Origin of the sequence: Collinsella sp. LCP19S3_D5, assembly GCF_052121415.1 — a bacterium.
Lineage (GTDB): Bacteria > Actinomycetota > Coriobacteriia > Coriobacteriales > Coriobacteriaceae > Collinsella.
In genome coordinates, this window is the sequence record NZ_JBQKEH010000013.1 from 1 (window position 1) to 22266 (window position 22266).

Genomic DNA, 22266 nt, shown 5'->3' on the forward strand with positions numbered 1-22266 from the left:
CACGAGGCGAAGGCAGGTTAAACTGAAGGGGCTGACCCCGGAGGAGTTCCGGAACCAGCCCCTTGCGGCGTAGTTCTTATTTAAGCCGTCCAAGTTTTGGGGTGCAGTTCAGTTTCCGGCGCGGCCCGCTTTACATTGTGTCCGTATGAGTGAGTTGTCGCATCAACCGGCGGACTACTTGGCGTCGTAGGCCTCGGCGTCCCACCAGTCGAGCTGGGCGATGTTGTCGCGGATGTGCTGACAGCTCTTGTGGAAGCCCTCGAGCTCATGCTCGGAAAGGTCGAGCGTGTAGACCTCCTCGACGCCCTCGGCGCCGATCACGCACGGTAGGGAGGTAAAGATGCCCTCCTCGCCATACTGGCCGGTCATAAGCGTAGAGGCCGAAAGCACGGCGTGCTCGTTGTGCAGCACGGCGGCGCAGACGCGCGCGGCGGAGTTGGCAACGGCGTACTCGGTGCACTGCTTGGCGGCGTAAGTCACATAACCGCCCTTGCGTGCGAGCTCCTCGACTTCCATGTGGTCGAAGGCGTACTTGTCGGGGTTCTCGGCCTGAAGCTCGTTGAGGCTCTTGCCGGCGATGGTTGCGGCCTTAAAGGCGGCCAGCTGGCTAAAGCCATGCTCGCCGATCATGTAGGCGTCGATGGACTTGGGGCTCACCCCGACCTTCTTGGAGATCTCGGTGCGCAGGCGGGCAGAGTCCAGGCCACAGCCCGAGCCGATGATCTTCTTGGGATCGTAGCCGGTCAGGTGCCACAGCTCGGTGCACACGACGTCGCAGGGGTTGGAGATGCTCACGAAGATGCCGTCGAAGCCGGCGTCGACGATGCGCTTGGCAAAGGTGCGGGCGGCGTCGGTGGTAAAGAACAGCTCGCCGTCGCGGTTGCCGGCGGCCAGTGCGACCTTGCCGGCGGCGTTGACGATGACGTCGCAGCAGGCCAGCTCCTCGTAGTGGTCGTAGCAGTTGACGATCTTGGTGTTGTACGGGACAAACGAAAGGGAGTCGCGCAGGTCTTGGACCTCGGACGTCACCTTTGCCTCGTTGATATCGCAGAGGTACAGCTCATCGGCAATGCCCTGCATGAGCAGGCTGTTGGCGACATGTGCTCCTACGTGGCCCTGGCCGACCACACCGATCTTACGCGTCTGGTACATATACGTATCCTTTCGGCCGAGTTTTTCGCATCGAACCATTGTAGCGTCCTGCTGCCACTTTGCTAGGCTAAAGCGCCGTAGATTTTTGGGACATGCCTTAATCTCTACTTTTGGAGTGATTTGGGCCGCTGACGGTGTCTCGGGGCGATGCACTCGCGCGGATGGGGCCGCTCGTTGTACCATAGCTGCAACTGACTCGTAAGGAGCATCCATGCCCATTCGCATCCCCGACGCCCTCCCTGCCGCCGCGCAGCTCGAGAGCGAGAACATCTTTGTCATGACCGAGTACCGCGCGCTGCACCAGGACATCCGTCCGCTGCGCGTGCTCATCCTCAACCTCATGCCAACCAAGATCGCCACCGAGACGCAGATCATGCGCAAGCTCTCCAACACGCCGCTGCAGGTAGAGGTGGACCTGCTACGCACCAAGACGCACGAGGCCACGCACGTGAGTGCCGGCCACCTGGAGACGTTCTACCGTACGTTCGACGACATCCGCGATATCCACTACGACGGTCTGATCATCACGGGCGCGCCGGTGGAGCGGATGCCGTTCGAGGAGGTCGACTACTGGCCCGAGCTCTGCCAGATCATGGATTGGTCCACCACGCACGTGCACTCTACGCTGCACATTTGCTGGGGCGCACAGGCAGGGCTCTACCATCATTACGGTATCCAGAAGTGCGACCTGCCGGCCAAGGCGAGCGGCGTGTTTGAGCATTATCTGGTGAAGCCGCAAAGCCCGCTGGTCCGCGGCTTTGACGACCGCTTCTATGCCGTGCACTCACGCAATACCGATGTGCGCCGTGAGGACGTGGAGGCCGAGCCGCAGCTTGAGGTCGTGGCCGTATCAGACGAGGTGGGCCTGTACATCGTCAAGTCGACCGACAGTCGCCGCTTCTTTGTCTTTGGCCATCCCGAGTACGATACCGACACGCTGCGCCTGGAGTACGAGCGCGACGTGAAGCGCGGGCTCAACCCCCAGGTGCCGGCGCATTACTTCCCAGGTGACGACCCCACCGCCGAGCCGCGCAACGTCTGGCGCAGCCAGGCCCAGCTGCTCTACACCAACTGGCTCAACTACTACGTCTACCAGACCACGCCCTACGACCTGGCCCGCGCCGGCGAGGAGCACTAGGCTACGGCTGCGGTTGCGGTTGTGGCTGCGGCTGCGGCGTGACGAGCGTGGATTTTCGGATGCCCATCTTGCGGGTGCGATACAACGGCAGTTAGGCGCTGATGATGTGGGGTAGCGGCAGGTCGTGGGTGTCGGTGGGAACGTGGTCGACACGCTGCTCGTCAAAGGCGATGCCGATGATTTGGCATGCGGGCGAGAGCGTGGGCAGGTAGCGGTCGTAGCAGCCGCCGCCATAGCCCAGGCGCGCGCCGGTGTGGTCGAAGGCTACGAGCGGCACGACGATCATATCGAGCGCCTCGGCAGGCACGATAGGAAAGCGGCTGCTGTCGACGTCCGTGGCTGCGAAGGCCCGCGTAGGGCGGGCGATAAACGGGGCCGTGGCGACGTCGTCGGCTGTGACCGCCCGCATGCACATGCGCTGGCCACAAGCCACGGTGTCAGCTGCCGAGAACATGCACGGATAGGCCACGCGCCAGCCGTGCTTTGCGGCCGCTGCGGCAAACGCGGCAGGATCTGCCTCGGAGCCCATGGCGGCATAGACGGCAACGGTGCGCGGGGCCACGGGACCCGAGCCGCCCAGCAACTCAACGAGCCGCGCACATACAGCAGCAGACTTTGCCGCCCGCATATCCAAATCTAGAGCGTCGCGCCGGGCAATTACCGCCCGCCGCAACTCGGCCTTATCCATCCCGGCCCCTCTCTCAAACCTACCAAAAAGGGACAGGTTTATTTTGGTAGGTTTTATCTGGTCAAATGTCGAAACCACCACGCAAACCATCGCAAGGGGAGCAGTTCATGGACACCTTCGTGGGTTTTGACGAAGAGTGGGTGTTCGCGGCGGTGTGTCTCGATCTGTAACAGTAACTCGGCAAAATCGGGCCTAGATGTTACAGATTGAGACAAAGGGCCGGCGTCATCCGAAAACGTCTCGATTTGTAACATCTGGAGCCAATATTGCCGCCTAGATGTTACAGATTTAGACAAACTGGTGTGACGGGCTGAGCTGCCCCGCCCAAGCAGCGGCAAAAGAAAAGGTAGATTTTCAGGCATGTCCCAAAAATCTACCTTTGCTGTGCGTTAGCCCAGCAGGTCGATGACGTTGAAGCCGGCGTTGCTCTTGGCGATGACGTCTCGGCCGCCAAAGACGCAGGTGGGCGAGACGGCTGCGATGCGCGTCACGTCGGCGCCGAGCGAGCGCAGCTCACCGGGCGTGGCGGCGAGCATCTGGGCGCGGCGCTCCTCGCGGGCGTGCGGATCGAGTCCAGCCAGGTAGGTCGTGTTGCGGCGCTTGGTGAGCGCGTACGGCTTCACGGGCGCGTCCATGCCGCTCACGCAGCTCACGATAAAGCCCTCAAAGGCGGCCTCGTCGGGCTCAAAGCTGCCGAGCCATTCGCCTGCGCGCGCCACGCGCTCAATCGAAGGATCGACCGCCGGGTCGCGGTAGGTGTAGAACGCCGCCTGACGCTCGCCTGCCGCGCGGAATCCGCAGCCGTACGCCCCGCCCTTCACGCGGATCTCATTCCACAGGTAGTCGTAGGAGAGCGCGTTGGCGGCAACCGCCCAGGCGCCCGTCACGTCAATGCCCAGGCGACGCGGGTCGCATGCGCTTGCCGCAAAGCAGATGTCGCTGGGGATGACAAAAGCCTCGTGGCGGTCACACGGCGTCGGCACCACGAGCGCGTCGCGGCCGGCAACAGCACCGTCGCCCACGCCCAACCCCAGGTCGCCCGCGGCGGCCCAGTACGCGTCAAAGTCCTCATCGCTGCCGGTAAAGCTCGCCAGACAGCCATCGGACACAAAGATGCGGCCTGCCAGCTCGGCAAGCTTGGCGCGCAGGTCGTCCAGGCGCTCGTCAAAGTGGTCGAGCAGATCGCGCAGGAACAGGTAGAAGTCCACGCCCGAAAGCTGCTCGCGCACCACGGCCGAAGGCGAGCTGTAGCTCATCGCGCGACCGAGCGCCGCCGAGTGACCGTTGTTAATGAAGCCCTGCTCAAGCCCAATGCGAATCTGCGTGAGCACGTCGCGCACGCGGTCGGCGTCGGCATCAAGCAACAGCGTGCTCGACCACACCTCGCGCGGCAGGCTCGCCAGCGCATCGATCTTCTCGGACAGGGCGCCGGCACTCACCAACAGGTAGGGGTGCACGCCGTCCACGTCGGGCTGCGTCATGACCTCGGTCGTAAAGCTCAAAAAGCCCAGCTTGCCAGCGATAAGGTTGTCGAGCTCCTCGGCCGAGTGTTCGCTCGTGGGCAGCTGTTTGAGCAGGCGGCAGAGCAGGGTCACATAGGGCAGGTCTTCAAACGCGACGCAGCTCAGGTCGAAATACTGCATGGCGTAGGCCAAGCGGTTGGTGGGGATGCCGTGGCGCAGGCAGGGGATGGGCGCGGTCGTGTCCACAACGAGCGGCGGCTCGGGGCGCGCCTCGCCAATGTCGGACACGCGCAGGCGTGGCAGCGTGGCCTTGGCCTCGGGCGCGTCATCCGCCTCCTGCGCGGCGCGCAGCGCAGCCGTGCGCTCGACCACATCGGCCAGCTCGGCATCGGTCATGGCGTCGCGCTTGGCTGCCAGCTCGGCAGTCTCGGCACTCTCCGCACCCTCGGCGGCATCCACCGGCACCAGCTCGACCAGCGCCATGTGGTCATTCTCCAGCACGAGCTCGCGCAGCAGGTCCTCAAAATAGCTGCCGTCCAGCTCGCCGCGCAGCTCCTCGTATACCGGGCCGTACTTGAGCGCCAGCGTCGCGGCGTCGTCATCGTAGAGCCAGGTGCTCAGCGCGTCGCACGCAATGGCCACGCCGTCGGCGATACCGTAATCGCGCTGGCGCAGGTCGTATTCGTTGCTGCTGATGATGGCCTCTAGGCGCTCGCGCGGAACGCCGTGCTCGCACAGGTCGCGGCAGGCGTCCTGGAACACGCGGCGCAGCTCGCGCGCCACGCCGGGCTGCGCGTTTTGCAGCATGATGAGCTCGTAGGGCTGCAGGCTCTCGGCCGCGGTGTAGCTCACCACGTTGCCGCCCAGGCCGGCGGCCAGAATGGCCTTCTTAACCGGTGCCTCGTTGGAACCCAGCAGTGCCTCGAACAGGATGTCCGCCGCGATCGTGCGCTTGCGGTCGAGCGCGCTGCCCAGCACAAGACCCAGGCCCACCAGGGCGTTCTCGGGTGTGGTTGCCATCTCGACACGCTTGTACTCGCAGGTCACGGGCGCCTGCACGACCAGCGGATTGGGCGCCAGCGTGGACGGGTCCTCGCCGGCGGCGACGGCTGCGTCCATGCGGCGGCTCGCGGCACTCGGCTGCGACAGATAGCGCTCGTCCAAAAAGGCCAGTGCACGGTCCACGTCCAGGTCGCCGTAGAGTGTGATGTAGGAGTTGGAAGGATTGTAGTGGCGCGCGTGCGTGTCCAGGAACTGCTCGTAGGTGAGCGCAGGAATCGCGCGCGGGTCGCCGCCGCTCTCGTGCGCATAGGCGGTGTCGGGATAAAGCGCGGCGTTGACGGCATCGTCCAGCACGCTCATGGGGTCGGACAGCGCGCCCTTCATCTCATTGAACACCACGCCGTTATAGCGTAGCGTGCCCTCGCGCAGGCTTGCGGAACTGCCGTTGCCCTCGCCCTCGGCGCCCTTCGGCAGGTCCAGCTCGTAGTGCCAGCCCTCCTGCTCAAAAATGGTGGGCTTGGTGTAGATGGCCGGGTTGAACACCGCGTCCAGGTACACGTCCATCAGGTTGTACAGATCCTGCTCGTTGGTTGTGGCGACAGGGTAGATGGTCTTGTCGGGGTAGGTCATGGCGTTGAGGAACGTCTGCATGGAGCTCTTGATCAGGTCGACGAACGGCTCCTTGACGGGAAACTTGGCCGATCCGCACAGCACCGAGTGCTCGAGGATATGGAACACGCCGGTGGAATCAGCCGGCGGCGTCTTAAAGCCAATGGCAAAAGCCTTGTTTTCGTCGTCGCACGCCAGGTACAGCAGGCGAGCGCCCGAGGCGGTGTGGCGCAGCACGTAGGCGTCCGAGTCGAGCTCGGGCACGGTCTCGCAGCGCTCGACGGCAAAACCGTGGCAGGTGGTGCCAGGCACCAGCAGCGCGGCGGCAGCGGTGCGCGGGTCGGTTGAGGTGGTGGGCATATGCAGTCTCCTTTGACGCCCCAGCGGGGGCGAATCGAGTCGAATCCTCGTGAGTATACCCATATGGGGCCGCGGCTCTGCGGCGAACTGGAGACGATGCCGGCGGATTGGACAAAGGCCCCGCGTGCCCGCCGCGCGAGCGTGGAAACTTGGACGCCTATCGAATGAGAGTGGATTTTCGGACGGAATCAGCCTCAAAACGTCCAAAAACCGTCCAAATATCCACCCTCATTTCCCGACCGTCCAAAATCCACGCTCATCCGCCGCCCGCGCATCTCTCATCTCTCATCTCTCATTCGTCACTAATACGAGAGATAACAGAAAGACGAGAGATGAATATGAGAGATAACTGAGCAGCAAAGAGACAAGAAATCACGGTATTGTCTCAATACTGATTGTTCTACCAGCAAAAACATGTTTAAATGAAACAGATGGTAGATATCTTATCTCTCATCTTTCACTCATCTCTAATACGAGAGATAACTGAGAGACGAAGGAAATCTATTCGCGGCATTCTCCGCCGGACCGAGCGAAAGGACGTGCAGATGAACGAGAACGAACTGATCGGTCTGCTCGAGTCTTTAAGGCGCATGGGCTCGGACGATCTTAGCGTCGAGGTCAAGGAGAGCGCCACGACGCTTTCTCGCGACGTATGGGAAACGGTTAGTGCATTCGCGAATACCGCCGGCGGAATTATCGTGCTCGGCGTGAGCGAGCGCGCGGGCTTTGTCCCGGTTGAGGACTTTGAGACCGAGAAGGTGCTCAACCAATTTGTCGCAGGCATGGGTGATGCCGGCGGTCGCGGAAAACTGGCCAATCCGCCTAAATACACTATTGAGCGCGTGGAGCTTCGGGGCACCGTGGTTCTCGTTATCACGATTGAGGAGCTCGACCCGTCGAGCAAGCCCTGCTATGTAATAGAACGCGGCGCCCAGGGCGGCAGCTACAAGCGCATTGATGACAAAGACGTGCCACTTTCATCGACCGAGGTTTTGGCACTGTCGTCATACGAGCGGACGAGTCCTAGCGATCGCGATGCGGTGCCCGGCACGAGTGCGGGCGATCTCGACGAGTCGCTGGTCGACCGCACGATAGAGCGTGCCTATTCGTTGACGCCTCGAGCGATGCGCGGTGCGGCGGACAAGAAGACAAAGATGGAGCGTCTGAATTTCCTCGACTTCCAGGGCAATGTTACCAAGGCCGGCCTCCTTGCCGCGGGCGTTTACCCTCAGCAGTTCTATCCCAAGCTCTTCATTGATGTGGCTGTCCATGCGGGAACTCAAAAGGGCGCTGCGGGACCGCTAAGATTTATGGACCGCACAGTCTGCGAGGGCACCCTGGGCGAAATGATCTCGGATGCCGTCGCGGCAGTCGCCAAGAATTTGCGGCGAACCTCGACGATCCAAGGCGTCTCGCGTGTCGACTCGCTGGAGATTCCCGAGGAGGTCCTGCGCGAGGCAATCGCCAACGCCGTAATCCACCGAGAATACGGAGATCGGTTCTGTGGGCAGTCGATCGCTGTTGACGTCTTTGATGACCGTATCGAAGTGACGAACCCCGGCGGCCTATACGGAGGAAAGACTCGCGAGAACTTGTTTGACGGCAGCTCCCGGTGCCGCAACGCGACGCTCATGAAACTCATGTCGATTGTTCCGCTGCCGGATGGCGCAGGTTCGCCGGCTGAGGGCAATGGCTCGGGCATTCCGATGATGATCGACGCCATGTGTGCTCATGGTTTGGCCGAGCCCCTGTTCTGCCCGGGATTCGATCGGTTCAAAGTGGTTCTCTATCGCTCAAAGGTCGAGCCGGTCGACCACGGCGGTGACTTAATTGTGGCGGCACTTAAGCGTTGCGGTGAGCTGGGTACGCGCGAGTTGGCGGAGCACACAGGGCTCACAATTTCCCAGGTTAGGTCGCGCGTCAACACACTCATTGCTCAAGGCGAGCTTGAGCCCACAGCGCCGGCGACGAGTCGCAACCGCAAGTATCGACTGTCGGAGCGTGCGGAATAAATGCGCCAGCGGACGAGGTGACCCAATAATCGACTCTCGATTGGCGCCCGCTAAGGTAAGGCGGTTGTTGCCCAGTCGACGGCGAAGTTAAAAATCCGGCTTACGCTGGCATAGTCCCGAACCCATCCATCAAGAACAGCCTAAGAACCAGTTTGATGACATTTCCCGGTTTGACTTCAGCCGCGCCAAAGACGTGGCGCTCGGCGAGCTCGCTGCAGTATGCGTAGATGTCGCGGATAAGGTCCGCGCCCGAAAGCGTAAACATGTAGCCCGCGTCCGAAAGCGCATTGGGCGCGGCGGGCAACTTGGCCATGTGGCAGAACGTTTGCAGGTCGGGCGCCATAACATTCTGGTAGTCGAGGTGGCCGCTGGCATCCTGTGCGGCAAGCTCCAATTGGCGCACAAAATCCAGCGCCGCTGCTAACACAAAGCTCGGCGTAGGCGCATTGACGTCCTCCGTGGTCGCCACGAGCCTGCCCGCCGCCTGCGTGACAAGCCAAGCGACCTCGCGCTGGCAACGCACGGCCTTGCGCGTCACCGGCTTGATGGACGAAGAAGAAACGCTTCCCTTAGGCGGATTCGAAGCAGCCATAAGACCCTCCCATGAACAATCCGGCCCAATAAGCCCGGATGAAACACGTGCTACATCAGTATACAGGGGAGTGGGATAGCGGGGTATGAGCGCGCCAGCGGCAAACCGAGAGCATCAACGATGTGCCGATCGCGGAATGAGATCTCGTAATAATTGACTCTCGGCCATATTATTGAGGGGCATGACTCGCGTTCGTATGGTTGTAGGTGCTGGCGATGAACGACATTGACCTTGCTGTTCCGTTGATGGATGGACCAAGCTATGACCGTGCCTGCAGTCTCGTGCCTTCCGAATACGTTGAGGCATGGGAGTGGTTTCTGGGTGAGGAGCAGCGCGGCGGCGTTTGGACCAGCCTTCCGCACCGCACCAAGGAAGATAGCCCTCAGTATCAGTATCGTTTGAGAATTGGCGCGGACTTCTTTCCCGTAACGCGGGATTCAGGGATCTTCTGGCCGGGCCAGGATCGGGTGAAGCAAGATCCCAATAAGATCTTTGCGCTTTCGGTCCATAACTCTAAAAAGAGCTTCTACACCGATGTTCCTCCGCTCTATTTGGATGACGGTACGTGGGTCATTAAGTATTCGGTTCAAGCGCCAGGTGTCGTTGGTTCTCGAGACCAGAATTACAACCGTAAAATGCTCAACTGCATGGAATATGGCGTTCCAGTTGGAGTCATATTTGCAACCGAGGTGGGCTATAAGGTGCTCGGCCTTGCGTTTGTTGAACGGTTTGAGCCTGAAAACGGCTGGTTTGTTCTGCATGGTCCCGTTCATAAAGGCGGGCCTGATCCTCGTTTTGCGTCCGACATGAGCTATCTGAAGCACATGTCAGCCGACATTGAGTTTGCCGGGCAGAGTGCGACCGATGACGAAAAAGCTCGCTATGCGTTGAGACGCGAGCGATTGGGGCAGCAATGGTTCCGCAAGCAGCTCATTGCCGCCTATGATGGTCGCTGCGCGGTGTCGGGTTGTGGGGTTAACGAGGCACTGGAGGCTGCACATATCGAGAATTACTCGGGACCCAAATCGCAGGTTGCCAGCAACGGCATTCTGCTTCGGCGCGACTTTCATGCTCTATTCGATGCTCATCTGATTTCGTTTGAGCCTGTTTGCGGCGAATATCGGCTGTGCGGATCGTACCTGCTGGATAAGACCGACTACGCTTCCTTTGCAGGTGCGACGCTAAGGCAGCCGAATGAGCGTCAGTGGCGACCCAATGCGGTGTTTCTTGAGGCCCATCGCATAGAGTTCGATCGCTCGGAAAAGAAGCGTGAAAAGGCGGGGCTTCTGCCGTATTAGCGTATTTGGCTTTGGCGGTCTTTTACGATCGTGTTGTTTGATCGGATCGCGTGGCGATGCAATCTCGTGCACGCCCGCCGGTGCATGCTCTTCCTGATTTGGATAGCGAGAGAGGAGCGCGTGTGAGCTGACGAGGCGATATTGCGATGGGGAAGTACGGAAAACTGCCGTGTGCCCTTATAGACAGCAATATGTTTCCGGGCGTAGAGGTTGATTGCGGGTCATTTGCCGTCGCCTGTCCTTGTTGCGGCTCGCAAATATCGTGTCTCGATATTCGGTTCATCGATGCGCGCGACAGACTCAGCGACGAAGTGAGAAAACGGACGGGCGTTCATATGCCGGTGCATCCGGAGAAATGCCCTGGTTGCGGCCTCGATATCGTGTACGACGTCGGCGACGAGGGATAGGTGATGCGGAGGAGCTGGCTGTGAAGGCTTCTCCGTTTCTACAAATAAACCCCCTCACCGAGCTGCTTGTGGAACTCGGCGTGATGGTCGCGTGCCCAGGTAAAGAGTGCCTGATTAAAATTGGTACGCGTGGCCGGGACGCCAAAGACGCCGGCAACTTCGACGCGCACAAACTCCAGTGCCGGCAGCTTGTTGATGGCAGTGAGGGCAAACGGGGACGTGGGTTCTTCGAACAGATAGCGGCTGCCTTGCAGCGCGCCGCAACTGGTGCACGTGTTGCCGAGCGATGGGGCTTTGGAGGCTCGCGCGCCTACGGGCTTGTAGCCACAGCGCTTAGAAAGATAGTCGCGGATCTCGCCCGGGACGCAGCCAAGAGCGGGAACAATGGCGAGCGCGTTGGCATTGGTCGTGTCGATGGCAATGTGCCCGGCCTTGTTGGGTGCGTGCGCGATGGCGATGCCCTCGCCGTCGTCGGCTCGATAGGGAATTCCGAAGGCCGCGACCGAGGTCTCTTTGTGGCATTTCCAGCATTCGCGCTTGCCCAGTACTAGATATATATACGGCGCAGAGGGGTCGGATCGGTTAACACCGGGCAGCCACTCGGCAAAGGGCTCGGGGTTGACGCCGCTGGGTACATACCAGATCTTCTTGGTCCGGTCCCATTTGGCGCCCAGCGCCTTGGCTTCTTCTTTGCGCGAAAAGGGAACATCGAGCTCGGTGCGCATGGTGGCTCCTTGGTGCTACAGGTGTAAGTGGCTCAAGGATACCGCAGGGTGTGGACGTTGTGGCGTTTTGCCGAGAAGCCGCGGTGCGGACTGGTTGGTTACGCCTTGGATAAACTGGCAAGTAGATGGTCGGCTTTTGGCCAGTTGGGCGGCAACCTTGCCAAAAACTTGACGGATTGCGGTTTGGGCATCGGCGAATGAACACTTTGGCGCACCTCGGCGAAAAAACCGCCGGTCGTTTACCGGAAACTTAACAGAACCGCCAGCCGCCGCCGGCGTGCGTGCTATCTTCGCGCCATGAGGTACTTTATCGTTTCACATAACGCCGCATTGGCGCTGCTGGCGCACATGCCGAACCCTCGCTTTGGGGATTCGGAGCCAGAGGTCGTGTCGATTGCAGGTGCCTGTGCGCTCTTGGACCAAGAAGCGCAGGAGTTTATCGATCGCTATGACCTGGGGATCGAAACGCTGGATTTGCTGGTGCCGTCGCGCGCCGGCCGTCGGCAGAGCAAGCATGTTAAGACGCATCTGTGCACCAACGAGCTCCCGGCGGGTTCGTTTATCTCGCTGGGCCACTGGATGGGCGACCTTGATGCGTATGTGTGCTCTCCCGAGCTGGCGTTTTTGCAGGCTGTGCACGATGGCGATGTGGCAGCGGCCGTCTATGCCGGCTATGCGATGACATCGGATTACCGGCTGGATAACCTTGCTCCCGGTGGGGTAACAGGCAGGGATGCGGGCATGCGCGATAGCAGGCTCACGACTAAGGAGCTCATCGAGGCGTATATCGAGAAGTCGCCCAAGGTGAGGGGTATCGCGAAGGCAAAGGCGCTGCTTGCATATGTGATCGAGGGGTCGCGCTCTCCGAGGGAGTCGGGGCTCTGCATGTTTATGTCGCTGCCTGCGCGCTACGGCGGGTATGCATTGGGCAAGGCCGAACTTAACAAGAAGGTCTTCATTCGCGATGGATACAATGACGGACGTGATCGCAAGCTTCGCGTGTTGGAGCGCACACCCGACATAACGCTTACGGCTAAAGTCGAGGTGGGCATGGATAAAGTAAAGGCCGGGCTGCTGCCAGAGGTGCTGACCGCGATGGTCGATTACGATAGCGATGCCATTCATGACGGACGCGAGAAGATTTACAAGGATGCCGAGCGCCGCAACGAGTTGGAGCTGTTGAGCGGCGTGGCACACTTCACCGTGACGACTGAGCAGGCAAATGACTTCGACAAGCTCATCCGGCTGTGCGAACGCATCCGACGGAAGCTGCACCGGAACAAGCGACCCATTTTTAATAAGCCCATGAGCGAGGAGCAGCGATACTTTGCCCTCAAGCGCGTCGAAGCGAAGCGGTTTAAGCTTTGGCAGGCCGTAATCGAGGCGCGTCAACATTGGTAGGGGCGGTTGCTGGGCATGGGACCAAGGGCCTCATTGTCAGGTCTAATACTTTTCCCGAGAAGTGAACGAGTCAAAACGGACCCCCGAAACATCGACACTTTTGGTGGCTTATTTCCTGCGGTTTTATCATTGGAATCCTGCGGTTTTGGCTGTAAAAAGTGTGGATGCTTCGGGGGTCCAAATAAGGTCGTTCACTTCTTGGGAAAAGTATTAGACCTGATTATGGGAAGGCTGTCCGGATGTGGCCGCGAGGCTTGCGAAGGCCAGATCGGGGCAGTCGCCAAGGCTGTTTGGGTGATTTTGGGGCTGATTGGGGCGATCGCCGGGGTTGTCTGGGCGACTTTGGGTGTGGCAGGGGTAATTGCCGGGGATACCGAAGCAACTTGGGGTCTGCCGGGATGATTGCCGGTTATGTAGAGGCGGTATCAGCCTCGATTGGGATGGTTATTGGAGCTGCCGAAGCGGTTTTGGGTGCCACGGCGCCCTTTTGGCTTAGCAGATAAAACAAAACAGCCCAGAGGCATAGCCTCTGGGCTGCGAACATTTGGTGGGCGTTAGAAGATTTGAACTTCTGACCTCTTCCGTGTCAGGGAAGCGCTCTCCCCCTGAGCTAAACGCCCGATCAAGGGTGCGCAAGTGCGCAAGGGATAATATAACGGAGCTTGAACTCGGTGGCAAGAATATTTTTTAAAATCGCTAACGTTGTGGAATCAAAGGGCTTTGTCGCGCCCATTTTAAAAGAGCTCGCTGCCGTGATTTGGCTGTCGCATAATGCAAAGCCGTTGCGATGCCGGGCCATGGAAGAGACGTCTGCGGAATTGTCCTACCGATAAGCGGACAAGCCCCCAGCTGGTGCCTTCGCCGTGGTAAGGTAAGCCGAATTGTTTCCAGGCTGTTTCGGGGGAGCGGGATGAACAAAGAGCGTGTCGAGCAGGTCGAAGGCGCAGGGACTTCGGTGCCGATGACCGATATATCGAACATTGATGTGCCCGAGGGCACCGATGAGCTCAGCCGCAGCACCCGCCGTGCATGGCGCGACCGCCTGAACAGTGCCTCGACGCGCAAGATGATTACGGGCGTTCTGGCCACGCTGGTGGGCGGTTCGTTTTGGGGTTTTTCGGGCACCAGCGCGAGCTTTCTGTTCGACACTTATCACGTTGATACCCTGTGGCTTATGAGTGTGCGCCAGATTCTCGCCGGCCTGCTCTTTATGGTCGTGGTGGTCACGCGCGATCGCGAGCGTCTGGTCAAGCTCTGGACCACGCCTGCCGACCGTAAGCAACTGCTGCTTTTTACCGCTTTTGGCCTGCTGTTCAACCAGTTCTGCTATCTTTCGGCCGTGCGTCTGACCAATGCCGGAACTGCGACGGTGCTTCAGTGCCTGCAGCTGGTCATCATCATGGGCTACACCTGCGTGGTCGATCGCCGCATGCCGCGCGCTCGCGAGGCGATCGGCATTGGTCTGGCCCTGGGCGGCACCTTTTTAATCGCTACCGGCGGTGATCCCACCAGCCTGAGCATCTCGCCGCTCGGCCTGGTTGCGGGCCTTATGTGTGCGGTCAGCGCCACCTGCATGGCGGTGATTCCCGCCAAGATCCTGCCCGAATACGGCAGCCCCATCGTTACAGGCTCTGCCATGCTCACGGCAGGCGTGGTCTCGTGCGTTTTCGTGCAGCCGTGGGCCCATATGCCGGCGCTCGATGCCGCCGGCGTCGAGGCGCTCGCGGTGTTTGTGGTCGTGGGCTCGTTTTTGGCGTACATGCTCTATATGCAGGGCGTCAAGGACATCGGCTCGGTGCGCGCGAGCCTCATCGGGACCGTGGAGCCGGTCTCGGCAACCATTACCAGCGCCGTTATGCTGGGCACGGTATTTTTGCCGACCGATCTTATCGGCTTTGCCATGATCATCGTGATGATGTTCCTCACGGTGTAGCCCCTACGGTTGCTTTAAAGGATAATAGGCTGGCGGCGCGTTGCTTTGGCGGCGTGCCTTTGTCTATAGAGAGGACCTCTTATGAAGTACTTTGGCACCGACGGATTTCGCGGCGAGGCCAACGTTGGGCTGACCGTGGAGCACGCGTACAAGATCGGCCGCTTTGTGGGCTGGTATTACGGCGCCAGGCGCGGGGCCAAGGCGCGCGTGATCGTGGGTAAGGACACGCGTCGCTCGAGCTATATGTTCGAGGCGGCGCTGGTGAGCGGCCTAGTCGCGAGCGGCGCAGACGCCTATATGCTGCACGTGATCCCCACGCCGGGCGTGGCGCACCAGACCGTGGAGGGCTGCTTCGATTGCGGCATCATGATCAGTGCGAGCCACAACCCGTTTTGCGATAACGGCATTAAGCTCGTCAACAGCGACGGCTTTAAGATGGACGAGGACGTGCTGGAGCTCATCGAGGACTACATCGATGGCAAGAGCGAGGTGCCGCTGGCCACGGGCAACCACATTGGCGCCACGGTTGACTACATGCAGGGTCGCAACCGCTACATTGCCTCGCTCATTGCAAGCGCGAACTTTTCGCTGCAGGGCGTCAAGATTGGCATTGACTGCGCCAACGGCTCGGCGTCCTCTGTCGCCAAGCCGGTGTTCGATGCGCTCGGCGCCGATGTGCGCGTGATTAACGCCGCACCCGACGGCTTTAACATTAACGTCGACTGCGGCTCTACGCATATGGAGCGCCTGCAGCGCCATGTGGTGGAGCAAGGCTTGGACGTGGGCTTTGCCTACGACGGCGATGCCGATCGCTGCCTGGCCGTGGACGAGCGCGGCCGCGTGGTCGACGGCGACCAGATTCTGTACGTGTGCGGCGTGTATCTTAACAAGCACGGGCGCCTCTCGGGCGGTACCGTGGTGCCGACGATCGCCAGCAACTTTGGCCTGATTAAGTCGCTGGAGCTTGCCGGCCTGAGTGCCGTGACCAGCGGCGTGGGCGACCGCCACGTGTATGCCAAGATGCGCGAGGGCGGCTACAGCCTGGGTGGCGAGCAGACGGGCCATACGATCTTTGGCGATATCGAGCGTACGGGCGACGGCATTATGACCTCGCTGCGTGTGATGGAAGTGATTCGTGCCGAACGCGAGACGCTTTCGCAGCTCGCGGTGCCGTGCAAGCTGCTGCCGCAGGCGCAGGTTGCCGTACGCGTGGCGGACAAGGATGCTGCGCTGGGCAACATGGGCGTGCAGGCCGCTATCGCCGAGGCCGAGGCATCGCTGGCGGGCGAGGGCCGCGTGCTGGTGCGCAAGAGCGGAACCGAGTCGGTGATTCGCGTTTTGGCCGAGGCCCCCGACCAAGCCGCCGCCGACGCCGCCATGAAGCGCATCGCCGCCGCGCTGGAGGCTCTGTAGTTACGCGGTTTTACCAAACCGCGTAACCGCTCGACGCTACAAACGGCCCCAGGCGGCAATCTGGCGTTCAATTTCAAGGGCGCGACCAGAAGGTCAGCGCCCTTTCATTTCACGTCACCTTGCTCGCTTGGGGCCGTTTTCGCTGACGTTGCCAAGACATCGACGTCAACATGGTTGGCGTTGGCGATGGCGTGCTGGTCAATCCTTACAGCTGGTACAGCGTGGTGAACTTGTCCTGCAGGTAGCTGCAGTAGTAGCGGGCGTCGAATGCCATACCGCACGCGCCTTTGATGAGCTCCGGCGCGTCCTTGGCGCGGCCCCACTGCCAAATGTGCTCGCCCAGCCAAGCGCGGACGGGTGTCAGGTCGCCGCTCGCACAGGCGCCGTTAAGGTCGACACCGTCGCGGCACATGGCCGGCACAAACATGGCATCGTAGGCGCTGCCCAGCGCATACGTGGGGAAGTAGCCAAACGAGCCGCCGCTCCAGTGCGTATCCTGCAGGCAGCCGCGCGTGTCGTCGGGAACAGGAATGCCCAGGTACTCGCCCATAAAGCGATTCCAAAGCGCGGGGATGTCCTTTGCCGTGGCCTCGCCGGCAAACAGCATGCGCTCAATCTCGTAGCGCACCATAATATGCAGCGGGTAGGTGAGCTCGTCGGCCTCGGTACGGATCAGCGACGGCTGAGCGATGTTCACGGCGTGGTAGAGCGTGTCCTCGTCCACGTTGCCGTAGACCTCGGGCGCGTGACGGCGCAGCACTTCGAGCAGCGGGCCCATAAAAGCGCGACTGCGGCCTACGGTGTTCTCAAAGAAGCGGCTCTGGCTCTCGTGAATGCCCATGGAGGTGCCGCCCTCCAGACACGTGCGCGCGTAAGCGGGATTGACGCCCAGCTCGTACATGGCGTGCCCCGCCTCGTGGATGATGCTATAGACGTTGGAGATGCAGTCGTCCTCGTAGATGTGCGTGGCGATGCGCGCGTCACCCACGGCAAAGCCCTCGCTAAACGGGTGCTCGGTAAAGGCGAGCGTGGTGTCGTCCAGGTTAAGGCCGACGAGCTTCATCAGGTCGAAGCTCATGGCGCGCTGGGCGGCCTCGGGCACATGCGCGTGCAAAAAGTCGGCAGTAGGCTGCTGTCCGCGCTCGCCGATGGCGTGCACGAGCGGCACGACGGTGGCCTTGACCTCGTCACAAAACGCATCGAAGCTCTTGGCGGAAAGGCCGCGTTCGTACTGGTCGAGCCAAACATCGTATGGGTCGCGCTTGGGGTCCATGAGCTGGGCCTGATGCTTAAGTTGGGCGACGATTCTATCCACGTAGGGCTCAAAGCTCGCCCAGTCGTTGGCCGTCTTGGCCTTGTGCCACACGGCGTCGGCCTCGCAGGTGAGCCTGGTCCAGGCTTCGGCTTCTTCGGTGGGAATGGCGCTTGCCTCGCGCTGGTCGCGGCCGAGCACACGGATCTCATCGAGCAGCTGCGGGTCGTCGATCTTGCCGCCGGCGACGGTCTCGTGTGCCAGCGAGCCTACAAGCTCGACGGACTTTTTGCTGGTCAGGAGCTTGTGATGTTCGCCGGCAAGGGTGCCCATAGCATCGGCGCGGGCCGCAGCGCCGTTGGCGGGGGCAATCGTCGCGCCATCGAACTCGGCAATCTTGAGCAGGTACTCGCGGGTCCATAGTTTGCCTTCGAGCTTGCGGAGCTTCTTGATGCCCTTGCCCGCCTTGGCGTTCTTAGAGGCCTTGGCCACGGCGGCCTTGGTTTTCTTATCGAGTTTCTTTCCCATACCTATATCCTTGATCTCGCAGACCGGACGCCACGGGTGGGCGTGCGGCCAGTTTGCACAGCTATCTGCCTTGTACCCAGTGCGAACAAAACGGAACGCGGCGATATGCTCGCAGAATGTGTTATCCTATAGCCCAATGCGTTGACGGAGAGGGTTTTGCCCGCCGCGTCGCCGGCAAGAGAGGGAAGGTCATGGGCTGCAAGCCTTCCTGCGGTGGCAAGGGCCAAGCGTTCACTCCCGAGCAGCAACCTCAACGGGCACGCGGCCAGCGGCGGCGAAGCCCCAGTAGGGAAGCCGTGAGCCTCGCGATAAGGGGCACAGAGTGGGCACGGCGGGCCAGACATCCGCCGGGTCAAACAAGGTGGTACCGCGGAATTCAACCGTCCTTGGGCAATGCACATGCCCGAGGACGGTTTTTTGTTACCGAACCGGGCCGCGTTTTTGCAACGCCAGACGGCGGCAGTCGTCCTGGCGAGCGGGGAACGCGAGAGACGAAAGGGAAGACATGAGTCTGATTGATGATCTGGTCAAACTCGAGGAAGAGGCCAAGGAGCTCGTCGCAGGCGCCGACGACGCCGCCAAGCTCGAGGCTGCGCGCGTTGAGCTGCTCGGCCGCAAGGGTCGTATTACCGGCCTGATGCGCATGATGGGCAAGCTCGCCCCCGAGGATCGCCCTGTGATGGGCAAGCGCGCCAACGAGATGCGCCAGCTGATCGAGGGCATGCTCGACGAGCGCACCACCGAGATGAAGGCCGCCGCCCTCAAGCACGCACTGGAGCACGAGGCCGTCGACATCACGCTGCCGGGCATTCGTCCGCAGATCGGCCACCAGCACCTGATCAAGCAGATCATCGAGGAGGCCGAGGATATCTTTAGCGGTATCGGCTACACCGTCGAGTCCGGTCCCATGGTCGACACCTCCTACTACAACTTCACCGCGCTCAACGCCCCCATGGATCACCCGAGCCGCTCGGCCCGCGACACCTTCTATGTGGTCGACAACAACCCCGGCAGCGTCGCGCACCCCGAGGCGCATGCCCACGGCGAGTCCGACGTGCTGCTGCGCACCCAGACCTCGGGCGTGCAGATTCACACCATGGAGTCGCAGAAGCCGCCCATCTACATGATCTGCCCGGGCACCGTCTACCGTCCCGACACGGCCGACGCCTGTCACCTGCCGCAGTTCAACCAGATCGAGGGCCTGGTCGTCGACGAGGGCATCACCTTTGGCGATCTTAAGGGCACGCTCGACTACTTTGTTAAGTGCATGTTTGGCGAGGACCGCAAGACGCGTTACCGCCCGCATTTCTTCCCCTTCACCGAGCCTTCCTGCGAGGTGGACGTGAGCTGCCACGTCTGCGGCGGCAAGGGCTGCAACTTCTGCAAGCACAGCGGCTGGATCGAGATCTTGGGCTGCGGCATGGTCGACCCCAACGTCCTGATCAACTGCGGCATCGACCCCGAGAAGTACACCGGCTTCGCCTTTGGCATTGGCGCCGAGCGCGTCGCGGCCCTGCGCTACGACCTACCCGACCTCAGAACGCTCATGACAGGCGATATGCGTTTCCTGAATCAGTTTTAAGTTGACCTGTCCCGGCGGCTTCCCGAGCCACCGCACCTTGCCCCTCAAACCGTCGCTTGCGTACCCAAGTACGCGGCGCTCCTCTTTCGGGGCAATCTGCGGCACCTCGGAAACCCGTCTCCGTAGCTGGAGTTTTCCGTCTGTTTATTGCAGACGTTACAGATGAAAGGAGACCAGTTAGATGCGTGTTTCTTACGACTGGCTCAAGACCATGATCGATATTCCGGAGGATCCCAAGACCCTTTCGGACGAATATATCCGTACCGGCACCGAGGTCGAGGCGATCGACACCGTGGGCGAGTCCTTCGACCACGTGGTGACCGCCAAGGTGCTTACCAAGACCCCGCACCCTGATAGCGACCATATGTATGTGTGCTCGGTTGATGTGGGTGACAAGAACCTCGACGCCGACGGCAACCCAGCTCCGCTGCAGATCGTCTGCGGCGCGCAGAACTTTGAGGCCGGCGACCACATCGTCACGGCCATGATTGGCGCTGTCCTGCCCGGTGACGTCAAGATCAAGAAAAGCAAGCTTCGTGGCGTCGTGTCCATGGGCATGAACTGCTCCGCGCGCGAGCTCGGCCTGGGTGGCGACCACTCCGGCATCATGATCCTGCCCGAGGATACGCCCTGCGGCATGCCGTTTGCCGAGTACGTGGGCTCGAGTGATACCGTGCTCGACTGCGAGATCACGCCCAACCGCCCCGACTGCCTGTCCATGATTGGCATGGCCCGTGAGACCGGTGCCATTTTCGATCGCGATTTCCACGTTGAGCTGCCCGCCATCAAGGCGGAGACCGGCCGCGCGACCGACGACGAGCTTTCGGTCGAGATCGCCGACGAGGGCCTGTGCGACCGCTATGTCGCCCGCATCGTGCGCAACGTGAAGGTCGGCCCCTCGCCTGACTGGATGGTCAAGCGCCTTAACGCCCTGGGCGTGCGCCCGCACAACAACATCGTCGACATCACCAACTATGTGATGATGCTCACCGGTCAGCCGCTGCACGCTTTTGACCTGGACACCTTTGCCGAGCGCGATGGCAGGCGCCGCGTGGTGGTTCGCGCCGCCCAGCAGGATGAGAAGTTTACGACCCTCGACGGCGAGGAGCGCACGCTCGACGCCGGCATGGGCCTTATCACCGACGGCGAGCGCCCCGTGGCGCTGGCCGGCGTTATGGGCGGCATGGATTCCGAGATCGAGGACGACACCGTCGACGTGATGGTCGAGAGCGCCTGCTTCGACGCCGGCCGTACCTCGCACACCAGCCGCGACCTGTCGTTGATCTCCGACGCCTCCATCCGCTTTGAGCGCCAGGTCGATGAGACCGGCTGCGTGGATGTGGCCAATGTTGCCTGCGCGCTCATCGAGGAGATCGCCGGCGGCGAGGTCGCTCCCGGCTACGTGGATGTGTTCCCCGCGCCCAAGACTATCGACAGCATTAAGCTGCGCCTGGCCCGCGTGCACGCCATCTGCGGCGCCGACATCGAGCCCGATTTTATCGAGCGCTCGCTCACCCGCCTGGGCTGCACCGTCGAGCGCGACGGCGAGGACTTTATGGTTACCCCGCCGAGCTTCCGCCCCGACCTGCCGCGCGAAATCGACCTGATCGAGGAGGTCCTGCGCCTGTGGGGCATGGGCCGCGTGACGGCGACCATCCCGGCTGCCAAGAACCACATCGGTGGCCTGACCCGCGAGCAGAAGCTTACCCGCAAGGTCGGCGAGATCCTGCGCGCCTGCGGCCTCAACGAGACCACGACCTTTGGCTTTGCCGCGCCGGGCGACCTGGAGAAGATCGGCATGTCCACCGAGGGCCGCGGCTGCCCCGTGGTACTTATGAACCCGCTGGTGGCCGAGCAGACCGAGATGCGCCGCTCGCTGCTGCCGGGCCTGCTGCAGTCTGTGGCCTATAACGAGGCCCATGGCACGCCCAACGTGCACCTGTACGAGGTCGGCAGCCTGTTCCACGGCCGCGAGAACGCCAGCCTGCCCAAGGAGACCAAGTCCGTGGCGGGCGTGCTCTCGGGCCAGTGGAGCGAGCAGTCCTGGGACATGAAGTACCGCAAGCTGCGCTTCTTCTTTGGCAAGGGCATCGTCGAGGAGCTGCTCGCCCAGCTGCGCATCGAGAAGGTTCGCTTCCGTCCCGTCGAGGGCGAGGGCTATGCCTTCTTGCAGCCGGGCCGTGCCGCCGAGGTTCTGTCTGGCGGCACCGTGCTGGGCTGGGTCGGCGAGATCCACCCCGAGGCGCGCGAGGCCATGGGCATCGACGAGGTCGTCGTTGCCTTTGAGCTCGACCTGGACAAGCTGATCAAGGGCGCCCGCAACCAGGAGAACTACCGCGAGTTCTCGCAGTACCCGGCTGTTGAGCACGATCTTGCTATCGTGGTCGACAACTCCGTGACTTGCGAGGACCTTGAGCGCCGCATTACCAGCGCCGGCGGCAAGCTGCTCGAGGGTGTGCGTCTGTTCGACGTCTACCGCGATCCGGTCCGCGTGGGCGTGGGCAAGAAGTCGATGGCCTTTGCGCTTACGTATCGCTCCGACGACCACACGCTTACCAGCGAAGAGGTCGAAAAAGCGCACCAGAAGATCGTCACCAAGGTGTGCAAGGGCGTAAACGGCGAGGTCCGCGGCTAGGTCCTGCACTGGGGTATGGGTCAGCGGTGGCTGCTGCCGAGCCTTACGTGACTGCTATCCTCGGTATAAGGCACTG

Annotated in this window: 15 protein-coding genes and 1 tRNA gene; 9 read left to right on the forward strand and 7 right to left on the reverse strand. The window is 61.4% G+C overall.

Annotation, left to right across the window (positions count from 1 at the left end):
* Nucleotides 1-73 (forward strand): IS3 family transposase (locus ACTQXO_RS06445; protein ID WP_441038702.1); only part of this gene is annotated, 73 nt, incomplete at its 5' end.
* A gap of 101 nt (nt 74-174) precedes the next feature.
* Here the strand turns inward: ACTQXO_RS06445 and ACTQXO_RS06450 are convergent.
* The gene (locus tag ACTQXO_RS06450; protein ID WP_441545570.1) at nt 175-1152 is read right to left on the reverse strand and encodes an L-lactate dehydrogenase; all 978 of its coding nucleotides are present in this window, start codon (nt 1150-1152) and stop codon (nt 175-177) included.
* Between the two features lie 211 nt (nt 1153-1363).
* Between ACTQXO_RS06450 and metA the strand changes: the two genes are divergently transcribed.
* Nucleotides 1364-2290: a homoserine O-acetyltransferase MetA gene (gene metA / locus ACTQXO_RS06455; RefSeq protein WP_441545571.1), complete on the forward strand. Its 927-nt coding sequence runs from the start codon at nt 1364-1366 to the stop codon at nt 2288-2290.
* 91 nt (nt 2291-2381) lie between these two features.
* On the opposite strand, the gene ACTQXO_RS06460 is transcribed toward metA, so the two are convergent.
* A complete protein-coding gene (locus ACTQXO_RS06460) occupies nt 2382-2978 on the reverse strand; it encodes a 5-formyltetrahydrofolate cyclo-ligase (protein ID WP_441545572.1) in 597 nt (198 codons plus the stop codon).
* Nucleotides 2979-3367: 389 nt separating this feature from the next.
* Complete coding sequence (locus tag ACTQXO_RS06465; protein ID WP_441038647.1) at nt 3368-6412, reverse strand: insulinase family protein; 3045 nt, start codon at nt 6410-6412, stop codon at nt 3368-3370.
* A gap of 545 nt (nt 6413-6957) precedes the next feature.
* Here ACTQXO_RS06465 and ACTQXO_RS06470 point away from each other — a divergent pair.
* A complete protein-coding gene (locus ACTQXO_RS06470; protein WP_441038649.1) occupies nt 6958-8424 on the forward strand; it encodes an ATP-binding protein in 1467 nt (488 codons plus the stop codon).
* A gap of 100 nt (nt 8425-8524) precedes the next feature.
* Here the strand turns inward: ACTQXO_RS06470 and ACTQXO_RS06475 are convergent, their stop codons facing one another.
* Complete coding sequence (locus ACTQXO_RS06475) at nt 8525-9016, reverse strand: hypothetical protein (protein ID WP_441038651.1); 492 nt, start codon at nt 9014-9016, stop codon at nt 8525-8527.
* Nucleotides 9017-9231: 215 nt separating this feature from the next.
* Here ACTQXO_RS06475 and ACTQXO_RS06480 point away from each other — a divergent pair, with 215 nt between their 5' ends.
* Complete coding sequence (locus tag ACTQXO_RS06480) at nt 9232-10314, forward strand: HNH endonuclease (RefSeq protein WP_441038653.1); 1083 nt, start codon at nt 9232-9234, stop codon at nt 10312-10314.
* Between the two features lie 445 nt (nt 10315-10759).
* On the opposite strand, the gene ACTQXO_RS06485 is transcribed toward ACTQXO_RS06480, so the two are convergent.
* Entirely contained in the window at nt 10760-11446 is a 687-nt protein-coding gene (locus tag ACTQXO_RS06485) for a DUF5710 domain-containing protein (RefSeq protein WP_441038655.1), read from the reverse strand.
* Between the two features lie 387 nt (nt 11447-11833).
* On the opposite strand from ACTQXO_RS06485, the gene ACTQXO_RS06490 reads away from it, so the two are divergent.
* Complete coding sequence (locus ACTQXO_RS06490) at nt 11834-12847, forward strand: hypothetical protein (protein ID WP_441545573.1); 1014 nt, start codon at nt 11834-11836, stop codon at nt 12845-12847.
* Nucleotides 12848-13392: 545 nt separating this feature from the next.
* On the opposite strand, the gene ACTQXO_RS06495 is transcribed toward ACTQXO_RS06490, so the two are convergent.
* Nucleotides 13393-13467: transfer RNA gene (locus ACTQXO_RS06495), tRNA-Val, on the reverse strand.
* 290 nt (nt 13468-13757) lie between these two features.
* Between ACTQXO_RS06495 and ACTQXO_RS06500 the strand changes: the two genes are divergently transcribed.
* Together ACTQXO_RS06500 and glmM are read left to right on the forward strand one after the other, a co-directional pair.
* Nucleotides 13758-14780, forward strand: a complete 1023-nt coding sequence (locus ACTQXO_RS06500; protein ID WP_441038659.1) for a DMT family transporter — start codon at nt 13758-13760, stop codon at nt 14778-14780.
* A gap of 81 nt (nt 14781-14861) precedes the next feature.
* The gene (glmM, locus tag ACTQXO_RS06505; RefSeq protein WP_441031718.1) at nt 14862-16193 is read left to right on the forward strand and encodes a phosphoglucosamine mutase; all 1332 of its coding nucleotides are present in this window, start codon (nt 14862-14864) and stop codon (nt 16191-16193) included.
* A 205-nt stretch (nt 16194-16398) separates the two neighbouring features.
* Here the strand turns inward: glmM and ACTQXO_RS06510 are convergent, their stop codons facing one another.
* Entirely contained in the window at nt 16399-17973 is a 1575-nt protein-coding gene (locus ACTQXO_RS06510; protein ID WP_441031716.1) for a carboxypeptidase M32, read from the reverse strand.
* A gap of 505 nt (nt 17974-18478) precedes the next feature.
* Here ACTQXO_RS06510 and pheS point away from each other — a divergent pair.
* Both pheS and pheT read left to right on the forward strand, forming a co-directional pair.
* Nucleotides 18479-19555, forward strand: a complete 1077-nt coding sequence (pheS, locus tag ACTQXO_RS06515; protein WP_154517607.1) for a phenylalanine--tRNA ligase subunit alpha — start codon at nt 18479-18481, stop codon at nt 19553-19555.
* Nucleotides 19556-19736: 181 nt separating this feature from the next.
* On the forward strand, nt 19737-22190 hold the full coding sequence (gene pheT / locus ACTQXO_RS06520) for a phenylalanine--tRNA ligase subunit beta (RefSeq protein WP_441031714.1): 2454 nt from the start codon (nt 19737-19739) through the stop codon (nt 22188-22190).
* Nucleotides 22191-22266: the final 76 nt, after the last annotated feature.